At 50.8% G+C, this 24,904-nt stretch carries 29 protein-coding genes; 1 reads left to right on the top strand and 28 read right to left on the bottom strand.

Annotation, left to right across the window (positions count from 1 at the left end):
* Window positions 1-18: 18 nt before the first annotated feature.
* From MTP38_RS04010 to MTP38_RS03910, 21 genes are all read right to left on the bottom strand, one after another.
* Window positions 19-576 (bottom strand): ImmA/IrrE family metallo-endopeptidase, encoded by a 558-nt coding sequence (locus MTP38_RS04010; protein ID WP_425518609.1) that lies wholly within the window; start codon window positions 574-576, stop codon window positions 19-21.
* A 68-nt stretch (window positions 577-644) separates the two neighbouring features.
* Window positions 645-1,013 carry a helix-turn-helix domain-containing protein gene (locus MTP38_RS04005; RefSeq protein WP_002569119.1) on the bottom strand — a complete coding sequence of 123 codons (369 nt, stop codon included), beginning with the start codon at window positions 1,011-1,013 and terminating at the stop codon, window positions 645-647.
* Between the two features lie 131 nt (window positions 1,014-1,144).
* Complete coding sequence (locus tag MTP38_RS04000) at window positions 1,145-2,107, bottom strand: helix-turn-helix transcriptional regulator (RefSeq protein WP_117499825.1); 963 nt, start codon at window positions 2,105-2,107, stop codon at window positions 1,145-1,147.
* Between the two features lie 169 nt (window positions 2,108-2,276).
* Complete coding sequence (locus tag MTP38_RS03995) at window positions 2,277-3,155, bottom strand: DUF4261 domain-containing protein (RefSeq protein ID WP_215676523.1); 879 nt, start codon at window positions 3,153-3,155, stop codon at window positions 2,277-2,279.
* A gap of 12 nt (window positions 3,156-3,167) precedes the next feature.
* On the bottom strand, window positions 3,168-3,947 hold the full coding sequence (locus MTP38_RS03990) for a hypothetical protein (protein WP_002576912.1): 780 nt from the start codon (window positions 3,945-3,947) through the stop codon (window positions 3,168-3,170).
* A 15-nt stretch (window positions 3,948-3,962) separates the two neighbouring features.
* The gene (locus MTP38_RS03985) at window positions 3,963-4,826 is read right to left on the bottom strand and encodes a CbrC family protein (protein ID WP_020225633.1); all 864 of its coding nucleotides are present in this window, start codon (window positions 4,824-4,826) and stop codon (window positions 3,963-3,965) included.
* 15 nt (window positions 4,827-4,841) lie between these two features.
* Window positions 4,842-11,060, bottom strand: coding sequence for an immunity protein Imm33 domain-containing protein (locus MTP38_RS03980; protein WP_442900561.1), 6,219 nt, complete (start codon window positions 11,058-11,060; stop codon window positions 4,842-4,844).
* A 516-nt stretch (window positions 11,061-11,576) separates the two neighbouring features.
* Window positions 11,577-12,551, bottom strand: a complete 975-nt coding sequence (locus tag MTP38_RS03975; RefSeq protein ID WP_002588993.1) for a hypothetical protein — start codon at window positions 12,549-12,551, stop codon at window positions 11,577-11,579.
* 11 nt (window positions 12,552-12,562) lie between these two features.
* On the bottom strand, window positions 12,563-12,973 hold the full coding sequence (locus MTP38_RS03970; RefSeq protein ID WP_002588992.1) for a DUF6966 domain-containing protein: 411 nt from the start codon (window positions 12,971-12,973) through the stop codon (window positions 12,563-12,565).
* Entirely contained in the window at window positions 12,970-13,920 is a 951-nt protein-coding gene (locus MTP38_RS03965; RefSeq protein ID WP_006773008.1) for a hypothetical protein, read from the bottom strand. Before MTP38_RS03965 ends, MTP38_RS03970 begins: the two co-directional genes overlap by 4 nt.
* Before the next feature lie 15 nt (window positions 13,921-13,935).
* Window positions 13,936-14,235 (bottom strand): DUF6881 domain-containing protein, encoded by a 300-nt coding sequence (locus MTP38_RS03960; protein ID WP_006773009.1) that lies wholly within the window; start codon window positions 14,233-14,235, stop codon window positions 13,936-13,938.
* Window positions 14,236-14,245: 10 nt separating this feature from the next.
* Window positions 14,246-14,509, bottom strand: a complete 264-nt coding sequence (locus MTP38_RS03955; protein ID WP_006773010.1) for a hypothetical protein — start codon at window positions 14,507-14,509, stop codon at window positions 14,246-14,248.
* On the bottom strand, window positions 14,506-14,946 hold the full coding sequence (locus tag MTP38_RS03950) for an immunity 51 family protein (RefSeq protein WP_249234322.1): 441 nt from the start codon (window positions 14,944-14,946) through the stop codon (window positions 14,506-14,508). Before MTP38_RS03950 ends, MTP38_RS03955 begins: the two co-directional genes overlap by 4 nt.
* 27 nt (window positions 14,947-14,973) lie before the next feature.
* Window positions 14,974-15,705, bottom strand: a complete 732-nt coding sequence (locus tag MTP38_RS03945) for a DUF4241 domain-containing protein (protein WP_117484456.1) — start codon at window positions 15,703-15,705, stop codon at window positions 14,974-14,976.
* A 65-nt stretch (window positions 15,706-15,770) separates the two neighbouring features.
* Window positions 15,771-15,920 (bottom strand): hypothetical protein, encoded by a 150-nt coding sequence (locus MTP38_RS13700; protein ID WP_006059601.1) that lies wholly within the window; start codon window positions 15,918-15,920, stop codon window positions 15,771-15,773.
* A 5-nt stretch (window positions 15,921-15,925) separates the two neighbouring features.
* The gene (locus MTP38_RS03935; protein ID WP_117499827.1) at window positions 15,926-16,252 is read right to left on the bottom strand and encodes a DUF5713 family protein; all 327 of its coding nucleotides are present in this window, start codon (window positions 16,250-16,252) and stop codon (window positions 15,926-15,928) included.
* Between the two features lie 36 nt (window positions 16,253-16,288).
* Window positions 16,289-16,792 (bottom strand): DUF2004 domain-containing protein, encoded by a 504-nt coding sequence (locus MTP38_RS03930; RefSeq protein WP_002588985.1) that lies wholly within the window; start codon window positions 16,790-16,792, stop codon window positions 16,289-16,291.
* An 11-nt stretch (window positions 16,793-16,803) separates the two neighbouring features.
* Window positions 16,804-17,037 carry an immunity 17 family protein gene (locus tag MTP38_RS03925; RefSeq protein WP_117499828.1) on the bottom strand — a complete coding sequence of 78 codons (234 nt, stop codon included), beginning with the start codon at window positions 17,035-17,037 and terminating at the stop codon, window positions 16,804-16,806.
* Window positions 17,038-17,049: 12 nt separating this feature from the next.
* The gene (locus tag MTP38_RS03920; RefSeq protein WP_117499829.1) at window positions 17,050-18,432 is read right to left on the bottom strand and encodes a DUF6138 family protein; all 1,383 of its coding nucleotides are present in this window, start codon (window positions 18,430-18,432) and stop codon (window positions 17,050-17,052) included.
* Between the two features lie 16 nt (window positions 18,433-18,448).
* Window positions 18,449-18,619, bottom strand: coding sequence for a hypothetical protein (locus tag MTP38_RS03915; RefSeq protein ID WP_166434156.1), 171 nt, complete (start codon window positions 18,617-18,619; stop codon window positions 18,449-18,451).
* Between the two features lie 107 nt (window positions 18,620-18,726).
* Window positions 18,727-19,269 (bottom strand): SLOG family protein, encoded by a 543-nt coding sequence (locus tag MTP38_RS03910; protein ID WP_117484446.1) that lies wholly within the window; start codon window positions 19,267-19,269, stop codon window positions 18,727-18,729.
* Window positions 19,270-19,399: 130 nt separating this feature from the next.
* Between MTP38_RS03910 and MTP38_RS03905 the strand changes: the two genes are divergently transcribed.
* Window positions 19,400-19,741 carry a helix-turn-helix domain-containing protein gene (locus MTP38_RS03905; protein ID WP_008723376.1) on the top strand — a complete coding sequence of 114 codons (342 nt, stop codon included), beginning with the start codon at window positions 19,400-19,402 and terminating at the stop codon, window positions 19,739-19,741.
* Window positions 19,742-19,930: 189 nt separating this feature from the next.
* On the opposite strand, the gene MTP38_RS03900 is transcribed toward MTP38_RS03905, so the two are convergent.
* The 7 genes from MTP38_RS03900 to MTP38_RS03870 form a co-directional block, all read right to left on the bottom strand.
* On the bottom strand, window positions 19,931-21,343 hold the full coding sequence (locus MTP38_RS03900; protein WP_249234321.1) for a relaxase/mobilization nuclease domain-containing protein: 1,413 nt from the start codon (window positions 21,341-21,343) through the stop codon (window positions 19,931-19,933).
* Between the two features lie 54 nt (window positions 21,344-21,397).
* On the bottom strand, window positions 21,398-21,724 hold the full coding sequence (locus MTP38_RS03895) for a hypothetical protein (protein ID WP_006773027.1): 327 nt from the start codon (window positions 21,722-21,724) through the stop codon (window positions 21,398-21,400).
* Window positions 21,721-22,575: a nucleotidyl transferase AbiEii/AbiGii toxin family protein gene (locus tag MTP38_RS03890; RefSeq protein ID WP_002595844.1), complete on the bottom strand. Its 855-nt coding sequence runs from the start codon at window positions 22,573-22,575 to the stop codon at window positions 21,721-21,723. Before MTP38_RS03890 ends, MTP38_RS03895 begins: the two co-directional genes overlap by 4 nt.
* Complete coding sequence (locus tag MTP38_RS03885) at window positions 22,572-23,165, bottom strand: type IV toxin-antitoxin system AbiEi family antitoxin domain-containing protein (protein WP_425516120.1); 594 nt, start codon at window positions 23,163-23,165, stop codon at window positions 22,572-22,574. Before MTP38_RS03885 ends, MTP38_RS03890 begins: the two co-directional genes overlap by 4 nt.
* A 123-nt stretch (window positions 23,166-23,288) precedes the next feature.
* Entirely contained in the window at window positions 23,289-23,588 is a 300-nt protein-coding gene (locus MTP38_RS03880; RefSeq protein ID WP_249234320.1) for a CD1845 family protein, read from the bottom strand.
* A 155-nt stretch (window positions 23,589-23,743) separates the two neighbouring features.
* Window positions 23,744-24,088, bottom strand: coding sequence for a plasmid mobilization protein (locus MTP38_RS03875; RefSeq protein WP_430413571.1), 345 nt, complete (start codon window positions 24,086-24,088; stop codon window positions 23,744-23,746).
* Window positions 24,085-24,903 (bottom strand): DUF3849 domain-containing protein, encoded by an 819-nt coding sequence (locus MTP38_RS03870; RefSeq protein WP_249234319.1) that lies wholly within the window; start codon window positions 24,901-24,903, stop codon window positions 24,085-24,087. Before MTP38_RS03870 ends, MTP38_RS03875 begins: the two co-directional genes overlap by 4 nt.
* Between the last annotated feature and the right edge of the window lies 1 nt (window position 24,904).

Below are 24,904 nucleotides of genomic sequence, written 5' to 3'. Positions count from 1 at the left end.
CTCTATTCCCCCATTTGGTTATATCAGGTTTCTGGATTTTAGACGAATCTGCATTGCTTGCTTGGAAACCTCAAAAATATTTGCCATTTCAGCAATGAGCTGTTCATCTGTCCGGCCTATTCTAAGCCGGTAAAAACATTTTTTGATCTGCGGTAAAGGCATCAGCAGAGCAGAGGCCAGGGTATCCGCCTGACGCTCAATTATGCCATGACTTTCGTCGGAAGAAACATTTCCGTTATAAGCAGCAACATCTCCAGTACCGGAGTATAACTTCTTATGTAGTACCCAATGAGCCAGCTCATGGGCACAGGTAAAACGGAGCCGCCCTAATTTTGATGGATCACAAAGCCGTTCATCAATTAAGATTGTACCGGCTCTTACTGCAATCATTCGATACTGTCTCTGTATCTGGTCATATAAAACAACGGCACCGTCATCGAAAATTGTTTCCCCTAATATCTTGGGGTTTTTTCTTAGTGTATGAAACTCCAGGATTAGATCAAACTTTGTCTCGATAATGGTTTCGATTGGCACAGAACATGGTTGCCCGGATAGCAGAGAGGGATCATATTCCATCAGGATTTTTCGCCCTACCGCCTCGATTGCTTCTGTACGGATTTGTGGAATTGACAAAGCTATCCCCCCTATCGTTTACGCTCCTTTAGCATTTTCATAAATGTCTGCCATTCTTCATCGGTAGCGTCTACTTCTTTTGCCACACGCAAGGCTGCCCGAACAATATCTTTTTCCATGATATAGTCTGGCAAATCAGCAGATACTGTATTGCGTGATTTTGCAGCCAGATCCAAAAGCAACTCATGTTCTGATTTATCCAAATTCAGAAAGGCGGAGATGCGTTCCACAAAATCTCCATTGGGTGCAGGACGGCGGCTTTGTTCAATATCACACAGATAGCCGTAAGCAATATTCAAATGCTTGGCTGTATCGCGTAAATTGAATTTGTGCGCCTTGCGTTTCTCGGCTATAAATGATCCAAAAGTTATATTGCCCACAGCATTCACCTCTCATTTGTTCGACGAACTGCGAACATCTTGCTTATATTGTATATCGAACATCTGTTCACTTCAAGGATAAAAATTTCATTTGAAAAGAGGTGTTAAAAATCAATAACACCTCTTTTGCGCTATATAAATTCCTGAGCGATTTGCTGTATTTCTGTAATGCACTCTTTTGGGGATAGAATCTTTATTTTCCCCTTGAATTTGAATATCCAGCCATAAAAAGTTCCACTGGGGTTCACTTCAATTTTGGCTGTGAAGTGCCCGTCATCATACCTCTCAACAGGGACATCTTCTCCGTAATGGTCTATGATTACACGCATCAGTTCGTTTTCACATAACAGGGTTACTTCCTTCGATGACTCTGATGTAAACATATCAACCATTTTGTTTGTATAGGAGGCTACATCAAATCCCTCTACTGGCATAAAGCAAGTTTCAAGGTTTTCTACGCTTGTTAGCCGATCTACACGGAAGTGAGCAATTTTCTGATGCTTCAGAGAATATCCAATTAAATAATAGTGGTCATTTTTCCATTCCAGCGCATAAGGATTTACGACATAATAATATCCATCATGCTTCAAGATTTTCTTTTTTTCCTGAGTATATTCATAGTATTGGAACCGAATTTGCTGATGGTTTCCAATCGCTGTTTGGATATTGTCAATGATGTAGTAAACCTTTTCATTATGCGGTTTGACACGGCTGGATAAAGCAGCAAATTTTTGAAGCTGCTTTGCCTGATGTAGACTGGTCAGACGGCATAATTTCTGCACCAACTCCTCAGACTTCTTGGCAGAAATGATCTTCGAGGATGCTACTGCGTCTGTCAGCATTTTCAGTTCTGGATACTCAAACAGGCGGTTTCCCATAAAATATTGGTTTTGGGTACTCTTAACCACCACAATATCAATCCCCGCATCGATCAGCGCATTGGTATCTGCGTAAACAGTCTGCCGCACTGCCTGAATTCCTTTTCCATTCAGATGGGCAATGATGTCAGATACTGTGGCGGGATGGTTTTCATCGGTCCGCTCATAGAGAAACCGGAGTAATTCCAGTATCCGCATATTTGTTGAATTCTGCATACTTCACCTCCTCGATTCTTAAAATGGCCTATTTTGTATGGTGTCCAGCCCCAAAGACCAGAAGCAGGGCGACAGCACAGAGAAGCAGGCCGATCCAATTTCGATCTATAATCAGCTTGATCACCGCCACAAGCAGAAGTCCGCCTACCAGGAGCACAACGCCATTCATTCAGCGTCCTCCCGAAGCATAGTTTCCCATGTTGATGTCCAGCACCCCTCTGGGCGGCTGGATCAAGGCATCTTCATATTGGCACTTCCACTGGATCTCCCGGCACATCTGGCCATCCGCCACGCCGTCTATGGTTTCCCCATCCTCAATGGGGTTATCATGCTCCAGAATATAGGACGCAACATTATAGGCGTGGTTTACCACCCAGTTGGGGTCCATGCCGTGGAAGTGGTACTGGAGATCCGGCAAAAACAGGGTGCTCATGCCCACCGTGTCGATGAGCATATCCTCCGTGCCCTCGATGTTGAAGAAACGGACATTGACGCCAAAGCGGATGAACCGATCCGGCCCCTCAATCTGATGGGAGCGCACATCCTCTGCCAGAAACAGCTTGCCGCAGTTCTGGAAATAGAACGCCTCACAGGTGGGGTACAGCTCTGCCAGAGCCTCCAGAAAGTCGGCATCCAGGTTGGCACGCTCCAGCGCTGGAAGCGCCGCAGTCAGCATATCGGTGGCCACCACCTGATATTTGCACTCCCGGAAGATCCGGTCACGGTCCTCCTGGCAGTCCCACATCTGGCTCATCAGAAAGGCATCAAAGCCTTTGCCCTTGAACTTGTCGCATTTCATCACCATCAGCTGTACCGGGCACTTGCCGTCCTGAAATTCCGCGACATGATCCAGGGCGGCAAAGCCGGCCATTTTCTTATCATAACAGAAGCACTCTGTTGATCCGATGTGCTTCTCCATTATGGCAGTCATTTTTTCTTTATCCGGCATTTCTACCGGCTCTTTGAACAGCATCTGAATGAGATAGGGACCTCCGGGCTGGGGGCCTTTTTTGTCGTCCAGATTTTGCTGGAAAGCTTTATTGCTCATTTGGTTTCCTCCTTAATAATCAAGCAGGATAGGCACCTGCTGTTCCTCGGCAAACCGCATGGCCCGCCAGAACATGGAGAAGGCAAACTTGGCAAGGGATTGAGTGTCATACTGGGTGTGTTCCGGGATGTCTGCCTTGCTGTACTGTCCATCTGAGTCTACGGTTCCGTCTACCGGGTATCCCTCCGTGTCTGCCCAGCCAAGGATAGTGTCCTCATCGGCCTGCCACGCCAGCTGGTTCAGCTTTTCCAGCTCCTTCCGCAGTCCGCCCAAGGTGGCGATAGCGGCGGTGTCATCGGTAGGCAAGGACCCTTGGAACAGAAAGCTGTCAGAAAGAGGGAGCCACCAGGTAGCCCCACGAAACAGGGACCACACCCGCTCCTCATCTGATGCAAGGCGGGCGACCAGAGGATGCTCCCCGAAGATCCAGTCCTTCTCCACGGTGGAAGGCACCGGTTCCTCGTATGTACGACAGGCGGCCACCAGCAGCATAGCGCCGAAGGCATCCCAATCCGGCTTGTCGGTGTAATAAGGTTTCTCATTATCTTCAAGCCAGGGAGCGTAGGGGGGCTGGCCCGGCTGAGAAATGGCGCTCAAGATCTGATCCCGCCAGTTCTCCACCGCCGCCTGGACCTCAGCCGGGGACATTTCTTCCTCGTTATCAGCAGGTTCCCCGTCCGGGGTGATGCGGTTGAAAGAGTATCCGTTTTCCTCCGCCCACTGCTGCACAACAGTTTTCCAGTTGTGAGAATAGTACCGGGTCAGCGTCCCGGCGTAGATGTCAAGTCCCATAGTAATGTCTCCTTTTCAATCAAAATCCATCCAGACCAGGTGTTTTCCGCAGTGGAGGCACTGGAACAGATAGCATTGCAGATGCCCGCCATTGACAGATTCCCGGATCATTTCTTTTTGCTCATCGTCCCACATCGGATCGTCCAGTACCTCCTCCAGCACACCCAGGGCCCGCAGTTCTCTGGCACCCACATGGCCCAGGTAGGCGCAGTAGTCGCCGCAGTGGGCGCGCCAGTATTCCTGCTGCCAGCCGGAGTAGCCGGGGGTGCGGTGGATCAGCTCGTCCAGCTTCTCCGGATCGTCTACACCATCATCCACAGAGAAATCATCTTGAAAACTACCGTCATATTTCCGGGCTGCTTCGCCGTTGGCGATGCACTCTGGGCACAGATATGCAATATCCTCCACGGCGTAAAAGGGGGCTGTATAGAAAATATGGGTCGTCTTGCCACAGCAGTCGCAGACAACGCCGTCTGCGGATTCCTCAAAAGCCCCAGTTTCCAGAGGGTTTGGGTGATACCGGAAGGCGGGCAGGCCCAGCTGGGCCTGCCGTTCCTTCTCTTTCTGCTTTTCCTCCGGCGTTTTGGGCTTGGGGAGAGCATAATGATTGCCCCAGTTTTCCGCATAGTCCTTCAGCGTGCCCAGCCGCTTGAGGGTCTTTTTATCGGAACGATTTCCGATTTGGCAGAGCAGTTCGTAGGCGTCCTTCTTAAAGTCCAGCAGGTCATATACATCCACCAGCACTTCCTTGGCCTGCTGATCCTCACTCTGCTCAAGTTCTTCCTTGAAGGTATATAGAGCGCGGACATTGTCTGGACCTTCATTGGTCGCAACAAACTGTTTTTTTAGTTCGATATAGGTTTTCTGATATTCTGTCATTGGTCGCACCTCCCATCAATCCCACCAGAAATACCAGACAGTGGACTGCCACAGGACATCTGCCAAGGAGCCAATGCTTCCATCCTCATTCTGATCCAGATCTGGGCAGAAGCCATATTGCTCCACAGCCACTTCCATAGCTCTTTCCTTGGAGATCGGAGTCGGAAGTTCAAACTCCAATTCATCGTGGCTCATGGCGGCAGGGATGGCACCATGCTGCTCGAACCAGTATTTCGCCACTGCCATCAGGTCCGGCGTGTCGGGGCACTCATTCCAATTTCCAAAGGGCAGGTAGGCGAAGATCTCCCAGGGGTTCTTTACCGGAATTTTAGCCAGAATGAGCGGATATGTCATTCCGGTATCATCGTTCCAATAGTTTGCGAAGCGGTCGTTGGGTTCTCCGCCCTCCATCTCGCCCAGGACTTCCTCATCCCAGTCCAGATCATCGTCCTCGGCTTCTTCCTTGCGCTGGCCGGTCAATTCCTCCAAAATCGCCTTTCCGTCCTTGATGGGAGCGGAGAGCACCTTCTTCCGGTACTCCGTTACGGTTTTGAGGTCAAATTCATAGAAGTCCGCGTCATGCTCCGAATCGGCGTTCATTACCAGACACTCCAACAGCGTTTCATCATCCGCCTGGATAAGCACGGGAACAAAGCCCTCCCGTACCCCCAGCCGCTGGGCGTAGCTGTATGCCGACATGATGGGGTCATCATCTGCCATGGATGGGAAATAGGTACACTCGCAGTCCAGATACTCCATGATGGCCTGAGCCACCTCGGAAGGCTCCAGCGTGTCCCCGTCGAAGTCCTGTCCTTGCCAGTTGGTGAAGCGTTCCTCGATCACCTCTGCCATAGCCTGATAGTAGTCCTCGTCAAAGGGGATGAACAGGTAGGCTTCATCCTGGAACTCATCGGAGTGATACCGCTCCGGGCCGAAGAAGCGGAGGGCGTTGTCGTCAACATCGGCAGGATAGTAGGGGCTGTCGCCCTCTCCGTAGTAATAGCCTGCAAAGGCACGGCCTTGCTGATTGAACAGCACAGAGAACAGACAGCCGTCCAGCTCATCCCGGATAAACTCCCTCAGATCCACATTGGCAGGATCAGCTTTGACCTGTTTGGTCACTTCGCTGTATTCTTTCAAGAAGTCCTCGCCCATCAGGTCGTGCTCCATACACCAGCGCAGGTAGATGGCCATGTGGTTATAAGCATTGATGGGGTCAATAGGCAGTTCCTTCTCCTCAATGCTCTCGATATGATAGGAAGCATCGTCCATCTCACCGTCAAAATCATCATTGGAAAGGGTGCCACGGGTGATTGCATCCTGGCGATCAGGCTCCACCACAAAGCTGATGCCGTTCATTTTGCCCAGCAGGGCGTCCGCGTCATGGGCCAGCTTATATTCCAATTCATCCCGGTAGAGAGGAATCACCTGATAGAAGTTGACCTCCTCGCCACTCGGCAGGATGCAGACCTCGCTGCCATCTTCGGTATCCTGGGGACCAGTCAGAATGGCGGCGCACAGCTTTGTGTCCTTTGCAAAATCCTCCTCATTGTCCATGGTATGGCCGAAGCCCAGCCAGGTATCGCTGGCAATGGGAAGGCGGGCCAAGGATTTCAGCAGGCGGATGGGCCAGTACCACTTTTCGTCTTTCATGGACTCCTGATCCAGCTTCCAGTCCGCAGGCAGGGCAATGGCCAGCTCCGCCCGCTCCAGCTTATATTCCGCCAGTTCCTCCGGCACATTCATCCGGTGAGCGCCCATGCCCATGGTGACCAGGGTGCAGTAGTCCCGCTCCTCAGAGGGCGGCACCACGCAGATGTCCACATGGATGTCGGGAGAAACCAGCTCATGGAACACATTCTCGAACTTGCCGAAATACTGCTCAATGTGCCCCTCGACGGCTTCCATCTCCTCCTCGGTGTAGACTTCGGGATTACTGAATTCTTCCTCATCCTGCGTGTCATCATTGTCTGAGTGGTCGCAGCTGTCATCCTCCGGATCTCCCTTTATAGGCTCGTAACCGATCTTCAGGGTCATCTGTTCCTCCGGCAGGGAGACGCCGGGGCTGCGGGTGATGGTGTGCTTATCGTCCGCAGAAAAACCGATGGTCTCGCCGTCTTGCAGTGTCACATCACACGCCAGCACATAGGAGGCAAGGCTGGCCAAAAAGTCCCGCAGTTCCTCCGGCTCAGCGTCGGTGTTCAACACCTCCATTTCCTCCTTGCCAAACACATCCATGCCGTAGGTGTAGCCGTTTAGGCCCCCCTCGCTCCGGTACAGGCCGAACCAAACCCAGTTGAAGATGGGCAGTTCGTCCTCTTTGAGCATATCGGCAAGGCCCTCATAGAAACGAGGCTCAAATACCACGCCGCTGGTGTAGACACCGGTGGCGTATTTCTGCTTGCAGCACACTGCCATCGCCTTGGTGAACAGCTTGCCCCGTTCCAGCAGTTTTTCCTCCTCGCCCAATACAGCCACCATGATATGGGCCTTGTGCGCTTTGGCCACCTCTACGGCCTCTGGCCACATATAGTTGTTTTCGGCGTTGATCTCCGCTTCATTGTCCGGGATGTGACCGTGGAAGAGTGTCACGATCAGCATCATGCCGCCGACCCGCATTACCACAGCGTCATCGCTGTTCTCAACATCTTCGTCGCCCTCATCCGGCTCCTCATCTACGATACCCCATTCTTCCCGCAGATCTCGGATCAACTGCTCCTTGTCCCACTCTGCTTTGGAGAGGAGCACAGATCCGGCAAAGGAACCCTTATGGTCGGTTTCCTCCTCGTCGGCGTCATCCTCAAGACCCTCTACATCTTCATCCGGATCATAGAGGGATTCATGCTCCAGTCCGCGGATAAATTCCTCAAAGCTATCTGCCAGATGGGTAATTTTATAGTCATTTTCCTGATCCACATGGACTACCGCAGGCTCTCCCTGGGGACCGCAAGCCCGGTAGTCCAGGAAAATCATATCGTGTCCGGCGCTTGGACAGTCGCAGATGGCCACGCCGATGGCAGGATACTCCCACTCATCGATCATAAACTGGCTGCCCAGCTCTCCACAGAGGGAGCAGCTCTTTTCTCGTCCGATGCCGAAAATGCCGGTGATGGCCACATGGTCATCTGCCCAGCTGGTAGGTTCATCGCAGGGATAGCAGGTGTTCACCGGAATGCCGCCGTTGTGCTGCTTCATCAGCCAGATGTAGGCGGCGGGCAGCTTGTAGCCCAGTTCCTCCTCCACGCTGGCGATCAGCTCATCGGAAGGCGGATCACTGACATATTCTTTCAGTGCATACCAATTATCATCCCAGAAGTTGGTGAGGTCGAAGCCCTCAAATGGAGTATCACCGGGCACGAATTTGGCCTTCTTCTTCCGGCTGCGCTGGCGTTTCCGGATCTCCGCCTTACACTCCCGAATTACTGCCGGGGCATTTTCGTCCTCGGGGTCCAGCTCCGCCCACCGCTCGGCGTAGGGGATGGCCTTTTCCTCCTGACCATAGAGATACTGATAGCCATAGGCCATCCGCATATTCCACTCCGCCTTGTCCTGGCCTTCCTCCCGGACGGACTCCAGCACCTCAATGGCCCTCAGAAGGGCTTTGTCTCCCTTGGATTTCAAAGTACCTTCGTCATGGTCCCCGATGATGGCGTAGTTCTCCAGTGCACGGGCCAGGGCGTAGGCGGTGCGGTAGTTCCTCCAGTTCTCCGGGATGGCATTCAGTGCCTGGATACAGCGGGTGTACTCGTCTTCGGCGTTCCACTGCTCCAGCTGAGCGAAGAATGCTTCGGCGTTCTGTTGGGTGTAAGGAATATAGTCCATGCCCGTAAGCGTTTCATTCAACTCGTCATCCTGATTCTTAGTTTCTGGCCCATCATCTTGTTGCTTTAGGGGTACAGAACCTGCTTCACGGCGGAAGGTGTGGAAGATGGCCCATGGGATGTCCGTGCCTTCAAAGAACTCTTTCGCCATGTTCAGCGCCTCTTGGATGTCCCAGGCGATGAAGTCCACATAGCCACAGTAGAGGCCGGTAGCCCCGCCGGTGAGAGTGAGCACTTCCGAACCATCCCCGCCGGTGAGCACTTCCTCCAGTTTGTCCCGGAAGTCGAAAATTTTCTGACTGCCTTCCTCCTCCCGCAGGGTATCCAGGGGATAGCAGAAGAAGCCCGCCACCGCGCCGTCGGCATGGAGATCGTCCATAAAATCATTGTCGGCATTCAGATAGCCGTTGATGAGCGGCACACAGCAGGTGGAACCGGCCATTACATCCAGCCGCCAATCGGCGTCCGGGTCCTGTTTGGGTTCCATTTTGTAACCAAGGTAGCTCTCCAGATAGGCTTCCGGGTCGGTGGAGAGCTCCAGGCCCTGCTCCCGCAGTTTGTCGGGCAGCTGGGACAGGAGGAAGGACGGCTCTGCCTTGGGTTCCTCCAGCACATCAAAGCTGTCTATGTATCTCATGTGGGAGATCTCGCCCAGCACTTGGTCGGTGAAGGTAGTGAGCATCCACCAGGCCCGGCCTTCTTCCTCCCGGAGCATAGGCAGCAGCTTTTCGCAGTAGGCGGAGATGGCGAAGCTGTTTTCACCCTGCTCCTCCAGCCAGATCTGCACATCCTCCCCGGAGATGTCCCAGCCATCCTCAATACGCAGGCCGATGTTCTGGAAAGGCTGACGGCCCACAAGGATATTCCAGTGCTCCAGCACCTCCTTGGGGGCGTGCTTCTGGAAGTAGACCAGCTCAAACAGTTTGACCTTATCCCCCTCCGGGGTGAGGATCAGCTCATGCTTTTCGCCGTTGAAGCCTATCTCGAAGGAAATCTCGTCAAAAACCAAATTCAGGGTTTCCTCCATTTGGGCCACGATCTCCGCACCGCGGGTGTGATCTTTGTCCTCGTCCATCATCTGGCGCAGCTCTGCTTCCATCTCGGCAAAGGTTTCCCACCAGTTCTCTGTCCGTTCCCGGAAGCACTCCCAGAACTGCGGCAGAGAAATACCCTTCTTGCACGAGTCAATTAGTTCCTCCATGTCCTGTCGGGTGTTGAGCTTCGGATCATCACCGGGATGCAGTTCCAGAGCTTTTTCAAAATGCCGCAGAGCGCGGCCCTCCTGATCCAGATAATAATAGGCATACCCCATACGGAAATTCCAGGAATAAGTATCTCCCAGTTCCTCCTCATGGGACTGCATCAGTTCCAGTGCCTGGTGAAGCAGCTTCCTTCCCTCCGGCTCGCTGGAGTCCGCCAGATTGTTGTAGGCGCGGGCCAGCTCCATATCCATTTCCGGGGTACGCTCCTCGGCAGAGATTGCCTCCAGTGCGTCAACGATTTTCTGGTGTTTGTCCTCCTCATGCCACTTCTGGCACTGCTTCAAAATATCCATATCAGGGTCCTCCTCGTCCTCATCTGGTTTCCAGTCTTTGATCTGCTGGAACACGCCATTTTCATCCCGCTCAAAGGCGCAGGGAGCGGGGGTGTTCAGCAAAGGGATGATGTCGGGATCGTCATTGCAGATCGTGTTCAGCTTGTAGATCCCGGCGTTGTTAGGGTCGTCCATGTACTCGTCGCTCTCATCACCGGCGGTAAAGCGCCAGCCGCTGTCCCAGCCGCCGTCCGGCTCCTCCCTGTAGCAGTAGCCCACCTTGCGGCCCTCTACTGTGATGCGGTTGGTGGCGATGCAGCCATCGGCACCCTTCCAGTCAGGGAGCAGAGATTTCACATCCTCCGCTTTCACATGGTAGTCCCGGTTGCGGCCAGCGGCCTCGTACAGTTCCTTCCGCAGCGCCTCCACATCCCGAGCCATCTCCTGGATCTCCTCGTTGTCCATCATCTCACTGAGGTCATATTCCAGCGGATTCTGGGCAAAATCCGCCAGTGCCTTGTTCATGGCGTCATGCTCCTCTGGCGTGACGGTGATGCGGATGCGGCGGGCAGGGGTGTTGTACTCGTCCAGATCCTGAAGGTTTACACTGCCGCTGACGCTGCACTCCAGCAGGATGGCGGCCAGATCAGTGACCACATCAATGGCGAAGTGGAAGTCCATCTCCACGCCATCGGAGTGTGTAAACTCCAGATACTCCACGGTCTGGCGGAAGTCCCAGTTTTGTTTGTCCAGCCCAATCTTGGCAAATATCTCGCTGAGGGGGATCTCCTCTTTCTTCTGGTCTTCCAAAAATGCCACAAGGTTCAGACTGTCATCGGAACCGCCAATAAAGTTGCCCCAGTATTTTTTGATATACATTTGTCGTGCCTCCTGTTCTGAATCCAGTCGATCAATGAGCTGATTCAAGTGTTCCAACCACGCAGGAGCGATCTCACCGCTGTCCTCGTTCTTCCAAAGATCCACAATCTCACGGATGCCGTCCTCGTCCGGCACCTCGTTTTTGATGTCGGTGAGCTGCCGCAGCAGGAAAGCAAGGGCTTCTTTGGATGCTGTGAAACCGGTGACTTTATCCCATATAGCTTCTTCATGATCGTAGTCCAGTTTGCTGTTATCCTTCCATTGGAAATACAGCTCCGCCAGAGCCATCGCAGTATTGTCAAAGAGGAAGTCGATTTGTGAGAAGTCAGATCCCAGCATGACTTCCTCTTTCATCAGTTCGATCATCTCGCCCAGATCCATTACCGGATGCTCCGGTACATATTCATTTTTGAGGATGTCCAGTACATCCAACCCTTCGTCACGCTCTAATGCTTTTATGCCCCATGCTCCCATGTCGGCACCTCTCTTTCTTTATTTCGTATCAAGCTTCTATTGTCAATCATAGTTCTCCAACCGAATGATAGGCCGATAAAAGTCATAATCTCCGTTTAGTTCATTGTCCTCCTGCACTTCTGGCTTACAGTGGGGCGAACAGGGTAGGAAACCGAGAAATGGGCCCAGCCCACCGCAGATATTGCATCCGCCGTCACCGCCGCAGGTGGTAAGCCTATCAGCCTGCACCACTTCCCGCATATAGGGATCGTAGGCGATGGACAGGCCGAAGAAGTTGGGCTCCTCCATGTCATAGGGCCGGTTCTCATCCTCATCCATGTTCTCAAACCAGTGCAGACGCATGGAGTAGTCTAACCCATCTCCCCATGGAAACAGGGTCCGACACCCGCCGCCACACAGGTAGGCCCACTCGTCCGCCGTGGGCAGGGAGAAGCCCCTGTTTTCCAGCATGGCAAGAAGCGCATCGTAGTCTGTGTGGTTATAGATACAGATCTGAAAGCCCTTTTCCGTCCGCTCAATGCGGGCCGACTGATGCAAGGTAAGACTGCTGCTGTCACTCCAGGCAAAATCACGGAATTCCTTCAGCCAGTCAGGGTGGACAGTCAGTCTGGGATCATCCATTTTGACTGGCTCCCAGTTAATTTCCTCCAGCTCCCGGCCCACCAGCATGGGTCCAATGGCCGCCTGCCGAACAGGAGCCATGCTTTCCCGAATCATCTCCTCCGGGTCCCGCTCCATTTCCCATTCTCGGAACAGATACTCCAATTCCTCCCGGCTCTCCTGATTCAATCCCACGGCAAACTGCTCCCAGCCCAGGGTGACGGTATCGCCGGGGACAAAGACGAACTCCCGACCATCTTTCTTGAAGATGCCGGTGGTGCAGCTCTGGCCCCAGCGGTCAAAAGTATGTAGACCGAGAAAGGTCATATCATAACGGGCAGCCAGGCTCTCCATCAGCACCTGCTTCTCGATGTTTTCCATTTGATTGAATTGGGTGCGGAATAGTCTTTTGTTCATAACAAGTCCTCCTACAGCCTATCCAGGTTTTCCTGTAAATCGCCCTGCATCAAGTGCTGGGCAATGGCTTGGTTCAGTGCCTTATGGGGGTGATAGGCTGCCTGCTCTACATCGTGCAGGCACTCCTCCATCAATGCCTCCGGAGAAATGCCTTCCCGTTTGCCATAAAGATGGCCGAAGGCATAGCACACGGACTTGAGAAAGTCGAAAATATAGTCGTGATTTCCACGCATACTGGGCAGGTCGTTGAACGAGCCCATACCTCCGTATGCCCGAAGATGGTGGGCAACCTCCCGCCGCTGGTTCCAGTCCTGAATGTCCCGCTCCAACCAGTCGATCCAGTTTTGGAACTCTGGATGGTCTGCCAGAAGGATGGAGCGCAGACAGGTCAGAGCCTCGGTATAAATATCAGACTGTTTCATTGGCCATCGCTCCCCCAAATACCTCCATAGAGCACACCATCTTTTCCAAGGAACAACATCCGGCTGCGAAGCAGGCTGCACTGCTCCACAGCGACCTTGTTTCCGTCACAGGTGGGAATAGCCTCCTGTTTTTTCCCAAGGTGATCACCATGAGCGGTAAGGAAGTAGAATTTATCCCGTTGCTGGTATCCGCCTTGAAACAGGAAGGTATTGCCGGACGGGGCAACAGAAAAAGCTCCGCTTCCTTCGATTGGCAGTTCAAATACAAAGTCCTCTTTGAAGTTCGTCCGCACCAGCCGGAATTCATCGTAATAATAAAACCACAGGTTTTCTTCTTCGTCCAGGCTGATGGCGTAGCAGTCATAGATGGAATAGTTCTCATTCTTCCAGAGAGGAGTTCCCTCCGATGTCCATGCAATCAGGCCGCAAGCACCCAGAGGTTCATCCCAACCGTAATTACCAAATACACCTTCGTCAAAGTAGCTGGTAATGATGGTGCCATCTTTTTTTACCACACAGTCTTGAATGCCATCCCCCAGGCAGAAACGGGACAGCACAGCTCCGTCCCGGCTGACGATCCAGGCGTTCTGGTCGGGGCCGTTTTCCCGATAGGCGCATCTTGCCCCCAGCAGGAGGAAGTGATCACCTGCGGGCCGCAAATAATGAAACTGGAACTTCAAGAGGCCAAGAGGAAACAGCGTCGTTTCCAGCACCCGCTGTTCCGCCCAATCCAGCTGGATTTCCACTGCGGTATAGGTGGAAGGAGTGCTGAGCCAGTCCTTACCCTGTGTTTCGGACGGCTGTTCCATGAGAAGATAGACTTTTCCATCCCTTGCCGTGAAAAAGTCTGTCACTTCTGTGCCCTCCAGATGTTTTTCCCGGCGCAGCTGGTCCAGGTCAATGATGGAGAACAACGGCAGATTTTTGGCTTTTATAGGTTTGTTCATAGTGTCTCCTCCTGGCTACTTTAACGCTCCATCATAGGTGTGGCTTTCCCAGGCGGCCTCAAATTCCGCCTGCTCTATGACGCAGGCGTGGAACTCCTCACCCCAGACATGGGCGTTCAATTCCTCCACGGTGGGGATCGGCGTGATCTCGATGGCGCCGTCGTAAAGGTCAGGGATATTGCGGGTGCGGCCATCTGCAAAGATGTCAATGGAGTGGAGGGCCAGCCGCTCATTTTCTGTATCCACTTCATAGAGGATCACCGACGGTTCTCCCTCCGGTGCGTCCTCCCAAAAAAGCTTGATGTACTCCATCATTCCATTTCCCTCATTTGAACCAATGCCACCCCGTCATGGTGCCGGTTACCTCATCTATCTGTATTGCAATATCATAATTGCCGCGACAGCCCAGCAAGGCCGCGAGATGATCGTTTTCCATAATCAAATCATAAAACTCAACCGCTATGTCTTGGAATTCCTTCGGAATTTCCAGTGCAGAGAAGAAATCCACTGATTGAGCATTTTGGAAAAATTCAATGGCCGTTTTACTGCATTTTACTATAATCCCTGTTTGAGTGGTCAAATCTTTCATGCTTTCGCAACCTCGCTCATGTTCAGATACATCCCCATCGTTTTTTCATTGTCACAGGCCGCCCGGATCATTTTGGACAGCAGCATCAAATCGTCGATGTATTGGGAGTACACGCAGAACACATCCTCGTCAGAGTCGAAGTGAAACAGATCCACGCCGCTGTTATTTTCCTCGAACTCCTGGATCACGCCCCGGGCAAGCCGCTCCCAGTCCTCGCTGTTGCCAATCAGTCCCAGCCGACGGAATACTTCCGTCCGGAATCCATTGTTGATTTTCAGCAGAAGGGAGAGCGCATAGGGGTGGTGGGGAATGAGAAAGAATGGCGCAATCTGCTCCGGCTTCACCCAGATTTTGAAGGGCGGACGCGGGTCAGGTATCCAGGGCAAGATTTCCCATTCGTCCTTCGGCCGGTTTCCGTATTGGCAAAGGTCTTTCATAGTGTTCTCCTTTGTTCTGTCACATTTTTAATCCTGCTCTCGATAACTGGCTTCAATGTCAATGAACCGCACATACACGGCGCAGATTTTGCCCTTGGCGTCATACCCGAAGTAGACAGGATAGTAACCATCCCCCCAGCCGGAGGCAAAGATGGGCAGGTTGCAGTCCGTGCCCGGCACTGTCCAGTTGAGCCAGTCGCCGCAGTCCCCCTGATATTTGGGGTAGGCTTTGGCGTTTTCTTCCATAAGATCGCAGAACAGGTCGTTGTAGGGGTCGATGTCCGGGTCTTCTTCTAAACGCTTGGCCCAGTATGCCTTGAAGGCCGCCTGGGTCTGGATGTCCGCGACACAGCCCATCCCGGCGTCTACGCCAAAGCCAAAATACTCGTCCTCTCCCAGTTCCTCGTCCAGATCCTCGTTGCCCACCATTCCCAGCTCATAGCGGACAGGCTTTTCCTGAGAAACCTCCACCTTGACGCAGGCATAGCGGTCGCCGTATTGTTCGCTGGGCACCACGCAGATTTTTACGGGATAAGTTCCGGCGGGGATCGTTTGAAGGAACGGCAGAGTGTCCTCCAGTTCCACCAGCGGATCACAGGCGAAAATCTGCCCGGTGGGGAAATGGACGGTGCCGATGTCCAGCACATCCACCGCCATGTTCCCAATCACTTTCTCTGTGAAATGGGCCTCCAAGTCATCTTTACAGGTCAATTTATCCTTGATTGCTTCGTATTTGTTCAGCCATTCAGTTGTAGGCATATCAGTTTCCTCCTGTTGATTCTGTTTCTTGATGTACACACTCTTTGAGCCGTCCCAATAGCAGTTCACACACCGGCCATCCTGAAAATGATGGTCACAATTCGGGTAGCCATAGAGAACATGGGCACATTCTGGCACAGCCCCATCATCTGTGAGGAGCCTTTGAAAAACAGGCTTCCGCACTCATCACAAAGGGCCAGTTCTTTTTCTGCCATAGGGTTCACCAGTCCCGTTCCCGGATGGCCTCCTCGGTGTCAATGGGGATGCCAAACCACTCCAGAATGTAGGCCACGGTTGCCGCAATACATTCCCGCGCCACCGTTTCGATCTCGCTGTCGTTCTCGTCAAACTCCTCCTGGAGATCATTGATGCCGCAGACCGCCTCGTCCAGCGTCTCCTGCACCGCATCGGTATTGGTTTCGCCGCTCTCCAGCAGGTCGATGACTTTCTGGAGTTCGTCCTTTACCTTGTCCACCAAAAAAGCAGGATAGTAATCGTCTTGATACATCTCGTCCAGCAGCTTGTAATTGGGGTCAAATGCTTTCATAGGGATTGCTCCTTTCCTCGTGTATGTCAGTCACGCTCAGCTCTCATGTGTGATACAGAAAATCTCCTTGTTCAAATCAAAGTAGATTACCATCAGTTCGTCGGTAATCTCCGGGTTAAAGGACAGATCCAGAATGAAAACTTGCTGGTTCATCTCGCTATCCACCAGACTGCCGAACCGCTTGAGCTTCAAAAAGTCAACCATCTCAGCAAAGGACAGTTTGGCTGGGTCGGTTCCCGGAAAAAGTTCCGCCACAATATCCGGGCCTACATCGTCCCGATGGAACTCCATGAAAAATGTCACAACGCTATGGTAGCGGCTGTCCTCGTCTGCCAGCGCCGCTTTGATGGCGGCTTTGGCCTTCTCCGCCAATTTCTCCGCCTCATCCAGCATTTCTCCCACCGCATCCATGACAGCAGGATCGCCGGTCAGTTCTTCCTCTACATCGAAGATAAAGGGTAGTCCCGATTCCTCGGGAAAGTTGAAGATTTCCTCACCGGGTGTATATGTAAAATCAATGCGTTTACAATTCAGTTTCATAGATATACCTCTTATTTCAATTTCAGCACAAATCCCCAGATACTCACCACAATCAGGAGGACACCCAACAGAAAGAACACCACCCGCCGGTATCCTCTGCTGTGTCGATGGGCATCCCGCGTACCAGTGGGGTCGCAGAGCCAGTTCCAGTTGCGGATCGCCCCAATTAAAATCACGACCCCGATGAGCACCGAGGCAATGTACCAATACTCTTGCAAAAATGCTGTGATCTGTTCGCTGTTCATTCTACTCCCTCCTCACGCAAATACCTGCTGGTATTTCTCTTTCAGTTCCTTCGGTGCTGTCTTGATGACCTTGCTACCACCATTTTCGGAATTCTTTCCCCAGATGGCCCAGAGCAGGCTCTGCCAAGCGATGGCCCGGAATTTCGGGTCTTTGTTTTCTTCCGGCAGGAGATAAGCGGAAAAGCGGCGCTTGACTGCCAGCAGTGCATCCAGGCTTTCCCCATTGGCTATCAGGCTGCGGAATTCCTTGGCAGGCTTCAGCCACTGCATAGATAATGCGCCCCGTACCAATACGCCCAGTGTCCATGTTTGAAAACCAAACTTCCGGATCAAGGCATGAAGGAATTTCTCTTGCAGGGAGGAGTGCTCGTCGTCACAGAGATCCAAATACTCTGCTACCAGCGGTGCCCACTGTTCTCCCTCCAGTCCCAGGGCGAACACGGCAAAGGTGCCAGGCATAGCACAGGCTTCGTCCGCAAGGTTTTGGTACCACTCAAACTCCCGCATAGCCAGACGAGCGTATCGCTCCATAGCTGGATGCAGATTGGGGTGCTGCACAGCGCAGGCAAAGAGCTGATTGACTCCCTTCTTGGGCAGGCCGGGAATAGGCAGATAGAGTTTTTCCTTCCCACGGAACTCCACCGAGTAACTGCGGGGAAATTCCTCCTGCTCCAACACCGCACACAGGTAGTCCAGGATTTCAGCATAGCACTCCTCGGTGGAGTCCCTGGCGGTGATGCGGATGGCAGCAAACGCATCATTGGCCGATGCGGTGAAATGCTCTGTCTTACGCTGCTGGATGTCCTTTGGTAATTTGCCGCTGCCGGCTGTTTTCAGTTGCTTCACCATATCTGGGCGAAGCTGGGAAACCAGGCCAAGGATGTGTTCAGTGGTGAGGGATTCAAAACTCTGCCCGTACACGGTATGGCAGATAGCCACATAGCAGGCAAAGCGCAGCAGACCTTCATCCACATCCTCCGGCCGCAGCTCCGGCCACACAGTACAAGGCGGGTAAGGCGTAAAATCATCCTCTTTTTCTCCAGTCTCAAAATACCTTTCCTGCACCTGCTTTTCTATGTATTTCTCCAATGTATAGCGGATCTCCTGCCAGCCCACCAACCGCCGCAGGGCATCGCAGAATGTAACAGCTTCCTCATAGGGGAATCCCTTCAAAGGCAGTTTGGACAGATACCGCTCCAGGAGCTGGTTGGGAAGAAAGGGTGTCCCGTTGTGATTTCGCACCACGGTCGGGTAGGCGGAGTGATTTTCACGAGCGGTTCCGTTCAGCACATCCTGAATGCAGAGATCCGCCTCCGCCAGCAACTCCGGGGAAGTGTCCGGCTTGTGGATCAGATAGTAGCGGTCATGTACGCCGTCGCGTTTTGGCAAACTCATGCTTGATCACCTCTTTTCAGACAATAAAAAAGCCCCACGCCGCACTGTCATAAAGACAGGCTGACGCAGGGCATGAAGAAGCCGCGTTGAAGGAGCCGCATCCACCAGCAGATGTAGTTTCTTCAACAACCAAAATATTTTTTTCGTATCTTAAAGCAGCAAATTGCTGTCCAATATATTTGTTCATAGCGGCACCATTTGTTCTGAGCGTAGTTTTATATCTTATTATATCACAGCACCCCTTCAATGAAAATATTTTGTTGGAAATGCTAATGAAAAATTTTTGTGAATTTGTTAAGGCGCAGGGGCTGTTATCTCCATAGTGTCTGGATGGATCAGAGTGATTACTTTTCCCTGATGCAAGGCATAGTTGACTGTCTGTGCTGTACCTGAGCGCAGCTTTTTCTGATTATCAAACACACCGATGATGTACTCTGCATGATCGACCATATAATAATTTCTTTTTTTATAACTGGAAACATCCGCAGAATGTGAAATAACAATAGAATCGTTTGCGTTTTGGATCAGCTTTTTCAATCTATGTTTACTCTGATCCGGCCATTTAGAGTCATAGCCGATGAAGGGAACTACAACGATAATTTTAATATCCTCGTATCCTGTTTGTGCTCTCAATGTCAGCAGCTGTTCTCCAGCCCACATATCTACACCAAGAGCACCGCCGACAAAAAAAGTACGGACAAATTTCTCGTCATGGAGTATGCGAAACTGCTCCAGGAGACATTCTTTCAGCTTTTGGCATAGAGGATCTTCCTCATTATATCCAAAGCAAAATCTTGTTGGTCTGTGGCCGGTAATGGCACAGGCATACTGATTCATACAAATCACCCTTGATAACTGCCTTGATTACGCATATAAAGCAAAAATAACGTAAATAATAATGCGTATAAAGGTTATATTACAAAATTATAACACAACACATACGAAGTATCAAGAATTGCTTTCTGCTATGCTAAAAGAGCAGAGAGGTGAGCGTATGGACGAAGAATTTATCCGCAATCGAATCACAGAATTACGATTGAAAAAAGGCGTTTCAGAATATCAGATGAGCATGGAGTTAGGGCAGAACAGAAGCTATATTCAGGCGATTTCTTCCGGGCGTTCTATGCCGTCTATGAAGCAGTTTCTCAACATCTGTGAGTATTTTGAAATCACGCCGCTTCAATTTTTTGATGCACAGGAGAATAACCCTCAGCTTATCAAGAAGGCTTTGGACGGAATGAGAAAGATGTCAGATGACGATTTGATTATGCTGATTGGTTTTATAAGTCGCTTAAACACAGAAAACTAACGATAGGAGGCAGTAAGCGTCCCGTCGTTAGTTTTTTCATTTTATGCGCAGCATATTGTGGCAAGCAATGCTTGTGGCTATCCATTTCGCCACAAGCTGCTTGTTGAGGGCAGCGCCCCCAAGCCCCTTTGAACACAGAATTTCATTCTGTGGCTGCGCGTTCTGCGAACGCTTTTGACCAGGACCAGCTTACCGCTGGCCGTGGTCTTTTTCTTTTTCAACATCCTGTTCTACCTCCATTTTCAGCACTCGATCCACATTGGCCTTTGCCGTTAAAAGCTCCCGCATTTCTTCACGGGAACGCCGGTACTCGGCATAGGTCTTTTTCTTTTCTTCCAGCAATTTCGCGTACTCCGTCTGTAACTCTTTGACCTTGGGCAGCTTCTTGACGCCCATCTCATCAAAGGCATTCTTAGCAGCCTGGTGGAGCAGAATTTCTTCCTCATGTTCCTCCCGGAATTTCTTAGAGTAGCCTGCCTTGCGGTATGCCACATAGACCTCACGGGTCTTGGCATAATTTACAATGTGAGTACGCAGAACAGCAATCTCTGCCATGCGCTTTTCAGCCGCTTTGATCTGCGCCGAAAGCTCATTGTGATGTGCCGTGGCAGCCGCAGCCTTTTCTTCCAAAACCGCATACTCCAGCAGGTTATTCTCTGACAAGTAATTCATGGTCTGCGCCATCTGCTTGAGGTTGAACACCTTGGCCCATCGAGCATAGCCAGCACCTTTTCCAGCCTGCAATTTTGCCTGAATGTCCACCAGCAGATTGACCTTCTGCGTCTCTGCCTGTGTAACTATTTTCTTTCGTGGGGTATGCGTTTTCTTCCCGGAGAGAACCGCCTGCAAATCATCTAATCCATATCCTTCGCCCAGGCTGTCCATTCGGGCGGCTTTCTCCCAGCCGGGGAGTTTCAAACGATACGATTTTCCGCGCTTTGATACTTCACAGCCGGACTCTTGCAGCAGCTTCAGCAGTTCCTCAAAATTAGCAGGACTTTGTGATAATGCGTTGTCAATCGCCACACGAAGCAGCTCTCGGTGAGAGGGCTTTGCCTGATCTCCCAGCCACTTGTTATAGCTTTTTCCGTGAAGTTTCGGATTCTCTACAATGGACAGTCCGTTTTCAATGCAGATGGTATCACTTAACCGGCGAACCGCCTTGGTGCTGCCCCAAAAGTTTCGGAATTTCCGGTCATATTCTAAGCTGACCGATGACCAGATAATGTGATTGTGAATGTGCGACTTGTCTATGTGGGTGCAGACCACAAAGGCATGATTGCCCTTGGTAAAACGCTTGGCAAATTCTACGCCCAGCCGGTTTGCTTCTTCCGAAGTGATCTCTCCGGGGCGGAAGGACTGGCGCACATGATAGGCAATCACATCATCCGCACCGCGCACTCGTCCGGTCGTGGCAAGGTACTGCCGCTTTGCCAGAAGGAACTCTGCATCCGCAGTCCTGCTGTCACACGCATAGCCGGTAATAAGCCTGCCGCTATCTGTTTTTTTGGGATTGGCCACATAGTCGATGATGTCACTGATCGCCCGACTTTCTGTGCGGCCCTTGCCGACATGAAGCGGCATGATTCTCGTGGTTGCCATAGGTCAGACCTCCTTCCCGAAAAGAAAACGGCCTGCCATAGCAGACCGCTTTCACTATTCTATAAAACTTTCTTCATCGAAAAAATTGAACTCATCATCTTCTAAGTGTCTTGGTGGAAATCTCATTTCATATTGCTCTTGCGCCAATGCACGGACATCAGGCCGCCTATCCTTTAGTCGATTTTTCAGCCAGGACAACTGCTCTTTCGATAGCCTCCATGGAAGATTCAAAAGACGATTCAGTGTCATCAGTTCAGCCTGCTTTTCTGCTGGTAGCGAAGCACAGGATTTACAAATGTGGGATGCATGACCTTTGCCTGAAAATTTTTCGTTGGCTTTGTATTCACCACAAACTTTACAATAGTGTCCATGCTTTTTCATAAGCTGATGCCCTTCTCGCAAAGAACATATAACCTGCGAATTGCTTTCATAATCACATCCCATTCCAAATCAGAAGCATAAGAAAACTTTTTACGGTATGCCTCCCAAAGTTTTTGCATAACCGAATCATTTTCCACTTCGTCAAAAACTTCTTCAGCCTGGTTAAGATACTTCTCCGATCCCCGTTTATGAGCAGTTGCCAGAAGCGCATCATGTAAAATTTTCGGGTTCAGCGTGGTTCCATGCAGCTGTTCTAAAATGTAAATATCGTAGAAATCTCTCATGCGGGTATTGGTTGTGGTTCTGGTAATAATGGTTTCCAGTTTTTCTGCCAGCACAGTTTCTAAATTATAAGCCCAAATATCAATGGAGCGATCTTCCAGCATAAGTTTGAATGAATACCGAACCTCTCTTGGAGTGATTGCATCTCCCGTAGAAATATCAATTTTCAAAGGGGTCACTACACCATCGAATGTTGTACTCATGCTGACACGAATCCCCGGATACTCTGCTTCATCCATAATCTCCGAAATACTTTTCAGCTGAAATTTAACACCATCATCAATCGGAACAGTTACGATTGATGAAATTAGATTCTCAATATCCTCCACATTAACATTAGCTCCTTTTATGGTTGCATCCAAATCCATCGTAGAGCGGGCATCCAATCCAACCATAGCCGCTACCAACATACCACCCTTTAAGATAAACTTATCACGATACTCAGAAAGAGAAATACGCTCCAAAAAACGCTCCATCATGTAGTTCCTCATTAAAATCTGAGCATCTGCGGATTTTTCTCTGGAAAGGTTTCGTATTAAATCTTTAAGCTGCCTTGCTGTTTTTATCATAAAAGTACCTCCAAATACTGTCGTAAAATTTTTTCCACCTTGAACATCCCGGCATATTGCATTAAAGCTCGCAGGTTCTTATCTTTTCTACGGGCATACGCTTTCAGTGCTCCCTGAAAGGTCTGAATTTCAATTCTGCTACGGCTTCTGAGCAAATCACAGATCGTTCGCTCCATATCATAAACCGGCACAGTATGCCCGAACGGAGTTTTCGCTGTTGTAAGTCCTACATCATGTAAGTCTGCTTTAATCGTAAAAACTTGAATGCCTTCTGCTTTCATTTTGCTTGGATTGCATCCAGTTTTGACCGTAACTGTATATTCTATTGGTTCACGGTCTGTCAGATCGTGAAAAAATAAAGCTGTTTCATGTGAAAATACTGCTTGTTCAAATCGCAAATGAAGCAGATACATGGCATCCACCCAGGAATCTTTGGACAGATAAATCCCATGTGCAACTCTATCCAAATCTCGTGAACGCACATAATCATAAAATACCGGCTTTGAAATTCCAGAGGATACGACCTGTGATGTTCGCAGCATTCCTTCTTGTGCTGTTAGCATCTGATCCAGCTGTTCAAATTGTCCCATCATGTCACTTCCTTTCGTACTAATATTATATTCAATATTAGTTCAAAAGTAAAGTCGTGGATATAAAATTCCTTTTCCCAAATTTAACAGACGGTGTCTGGCATTTTATGGTTTTGCGTATTTTTATCCATAAACCAACTCCTGAATTGCAAATTTCAAACTCTGCACCTTACCCATCAGCCAGATTGCAGCCAGTGGCAGCCCCATCGGGCTAATCAAAAATGCCATGACCAGCAGAATCACACCATTCTGCGGGGAATAGGTAAGCAGCACAGCCACACCAAGCAGAGCAATCACGGTACTGAACAGGCCGAGCACCAGACCGGATATGTAGATCAGCCCCGTGCAGAGCCGGACAAAAAGTGTCAGAACCAAAATGACCGGTGCAGTTATAATCATCAAAAGCCCTTTCAAAATCTTCATGTCATTTCCTCCTTGCAGCGCTCTTGGTATCTTTTCTAATCATATTATCCGGCATGGGCAGGCAAAAGACAAGGATACCGATAAAAAGAAAAAGCGGAGAGAGGAGCAGCGAAGTAATGCCGTTCCTCCCTCCGCAAATGGAGTATCTATCCCTGTTATAAGAGTTTGGAAAGCTGGGTAATGATTTCCTCTACGCCCTCCCATAACTGTTCCTGCCGCTGGGATATATCCTCCAAGTCAGCATCATAAACCCGCCCAGTCTCATGCACTTTACGGGTCAGCTGGTTTAAGTTGTTGCTGCTTCGGCGCATCAGGGAAACAAGCTCCTTCAACTCCGGCAGCTCCAGCTTGACTACATACCCATCCAGCGCCATTTTTCTTAGATAGGCTTCACGGTTGGAGGTTCCAAACTGAGACATTTTTTGCTCAATCACAGCAAGCTCCTCCGCTGAAACTCTAAAGTTTAATTGCATATCCCGCTTACGCTTTGCCATAGTTATCGCTCCGGCTCCCGTTTCTTCGGGGCGGCAGGCTTATGGGCAGGCAGCTCCTGTTTGAGCTTATCCCGTACTGAGGGGCGGGACGGTTGCAGTTTTTCTCCCTGAGTACGGCTGCGCTGCTGTTCTTCTCGCACCAGATCAATAAAGCCATCCAGCACAGCAGGGTGGCTGTTCAGGACATAACCACAACGGACGGTTTCAGGGTTCTCGTTGGGAATGGTCTTAGCCCATTCCTTATTGCGTCGGGAGTAGCGCCCATCCCAGTCCTGAAGCTGGACGGTGTTGGCCAGAACCAAAGCCACACGCTCCATGCCATAGGTCTCGATCACACCCTTTGCCGCATCGTGACTGAGATACATTCCGTCGAAGTATTCCCGCACCGCCGCTTCAATGGACTCCTTGCATTGGAGATTTACATTGTTGGAAGCTCGGTACTGCTCCAGTTCCCTATGTTCTCTCGCATAGGCGGCAGAGTGGGGATAGACCGGTGTTGTTCGCAGTTCCTCTTTAGCTCTGCACACATCGTCGGCACGGTTCTCAATACTGTCCCGGATCATATCCATATAGCCGGTCTCCAGCTTTTCAAAATAACGGTACACATCCGCCAACGGAGAGGGAGATTCCAAAAGCGCCTGGGCCTGGGTGTCGGTCAGCTCCAGTTCCTCCATCGCCATCACAATATCCTCACGGACAGTATATTCATAGGTGTGGTGTAGGATTTCTTCCGGGGGCTGGCTTTTCAGCCAGTCCCGGAACTTGTCCTGTTCAGCAGTCATCTTTTCATAAAGGGCTGTATTCAGATTATTGGTATTCATG

The organism is Faecalibacterium sp. I3-3-89 (genome assembly GCF_023347275.1).
Taxonomy (GTDB): Bacteria; Bacillota; Clostridia; order Oscillospirales; family Ruminococcaceae; genus Faecalibacterium; species Faecalibacterium butyricigenerans.
Note: the sequence above shows the minus strand (reverse complement) of the source record. Positions and strands in the feature narration are given on the sequence as shown.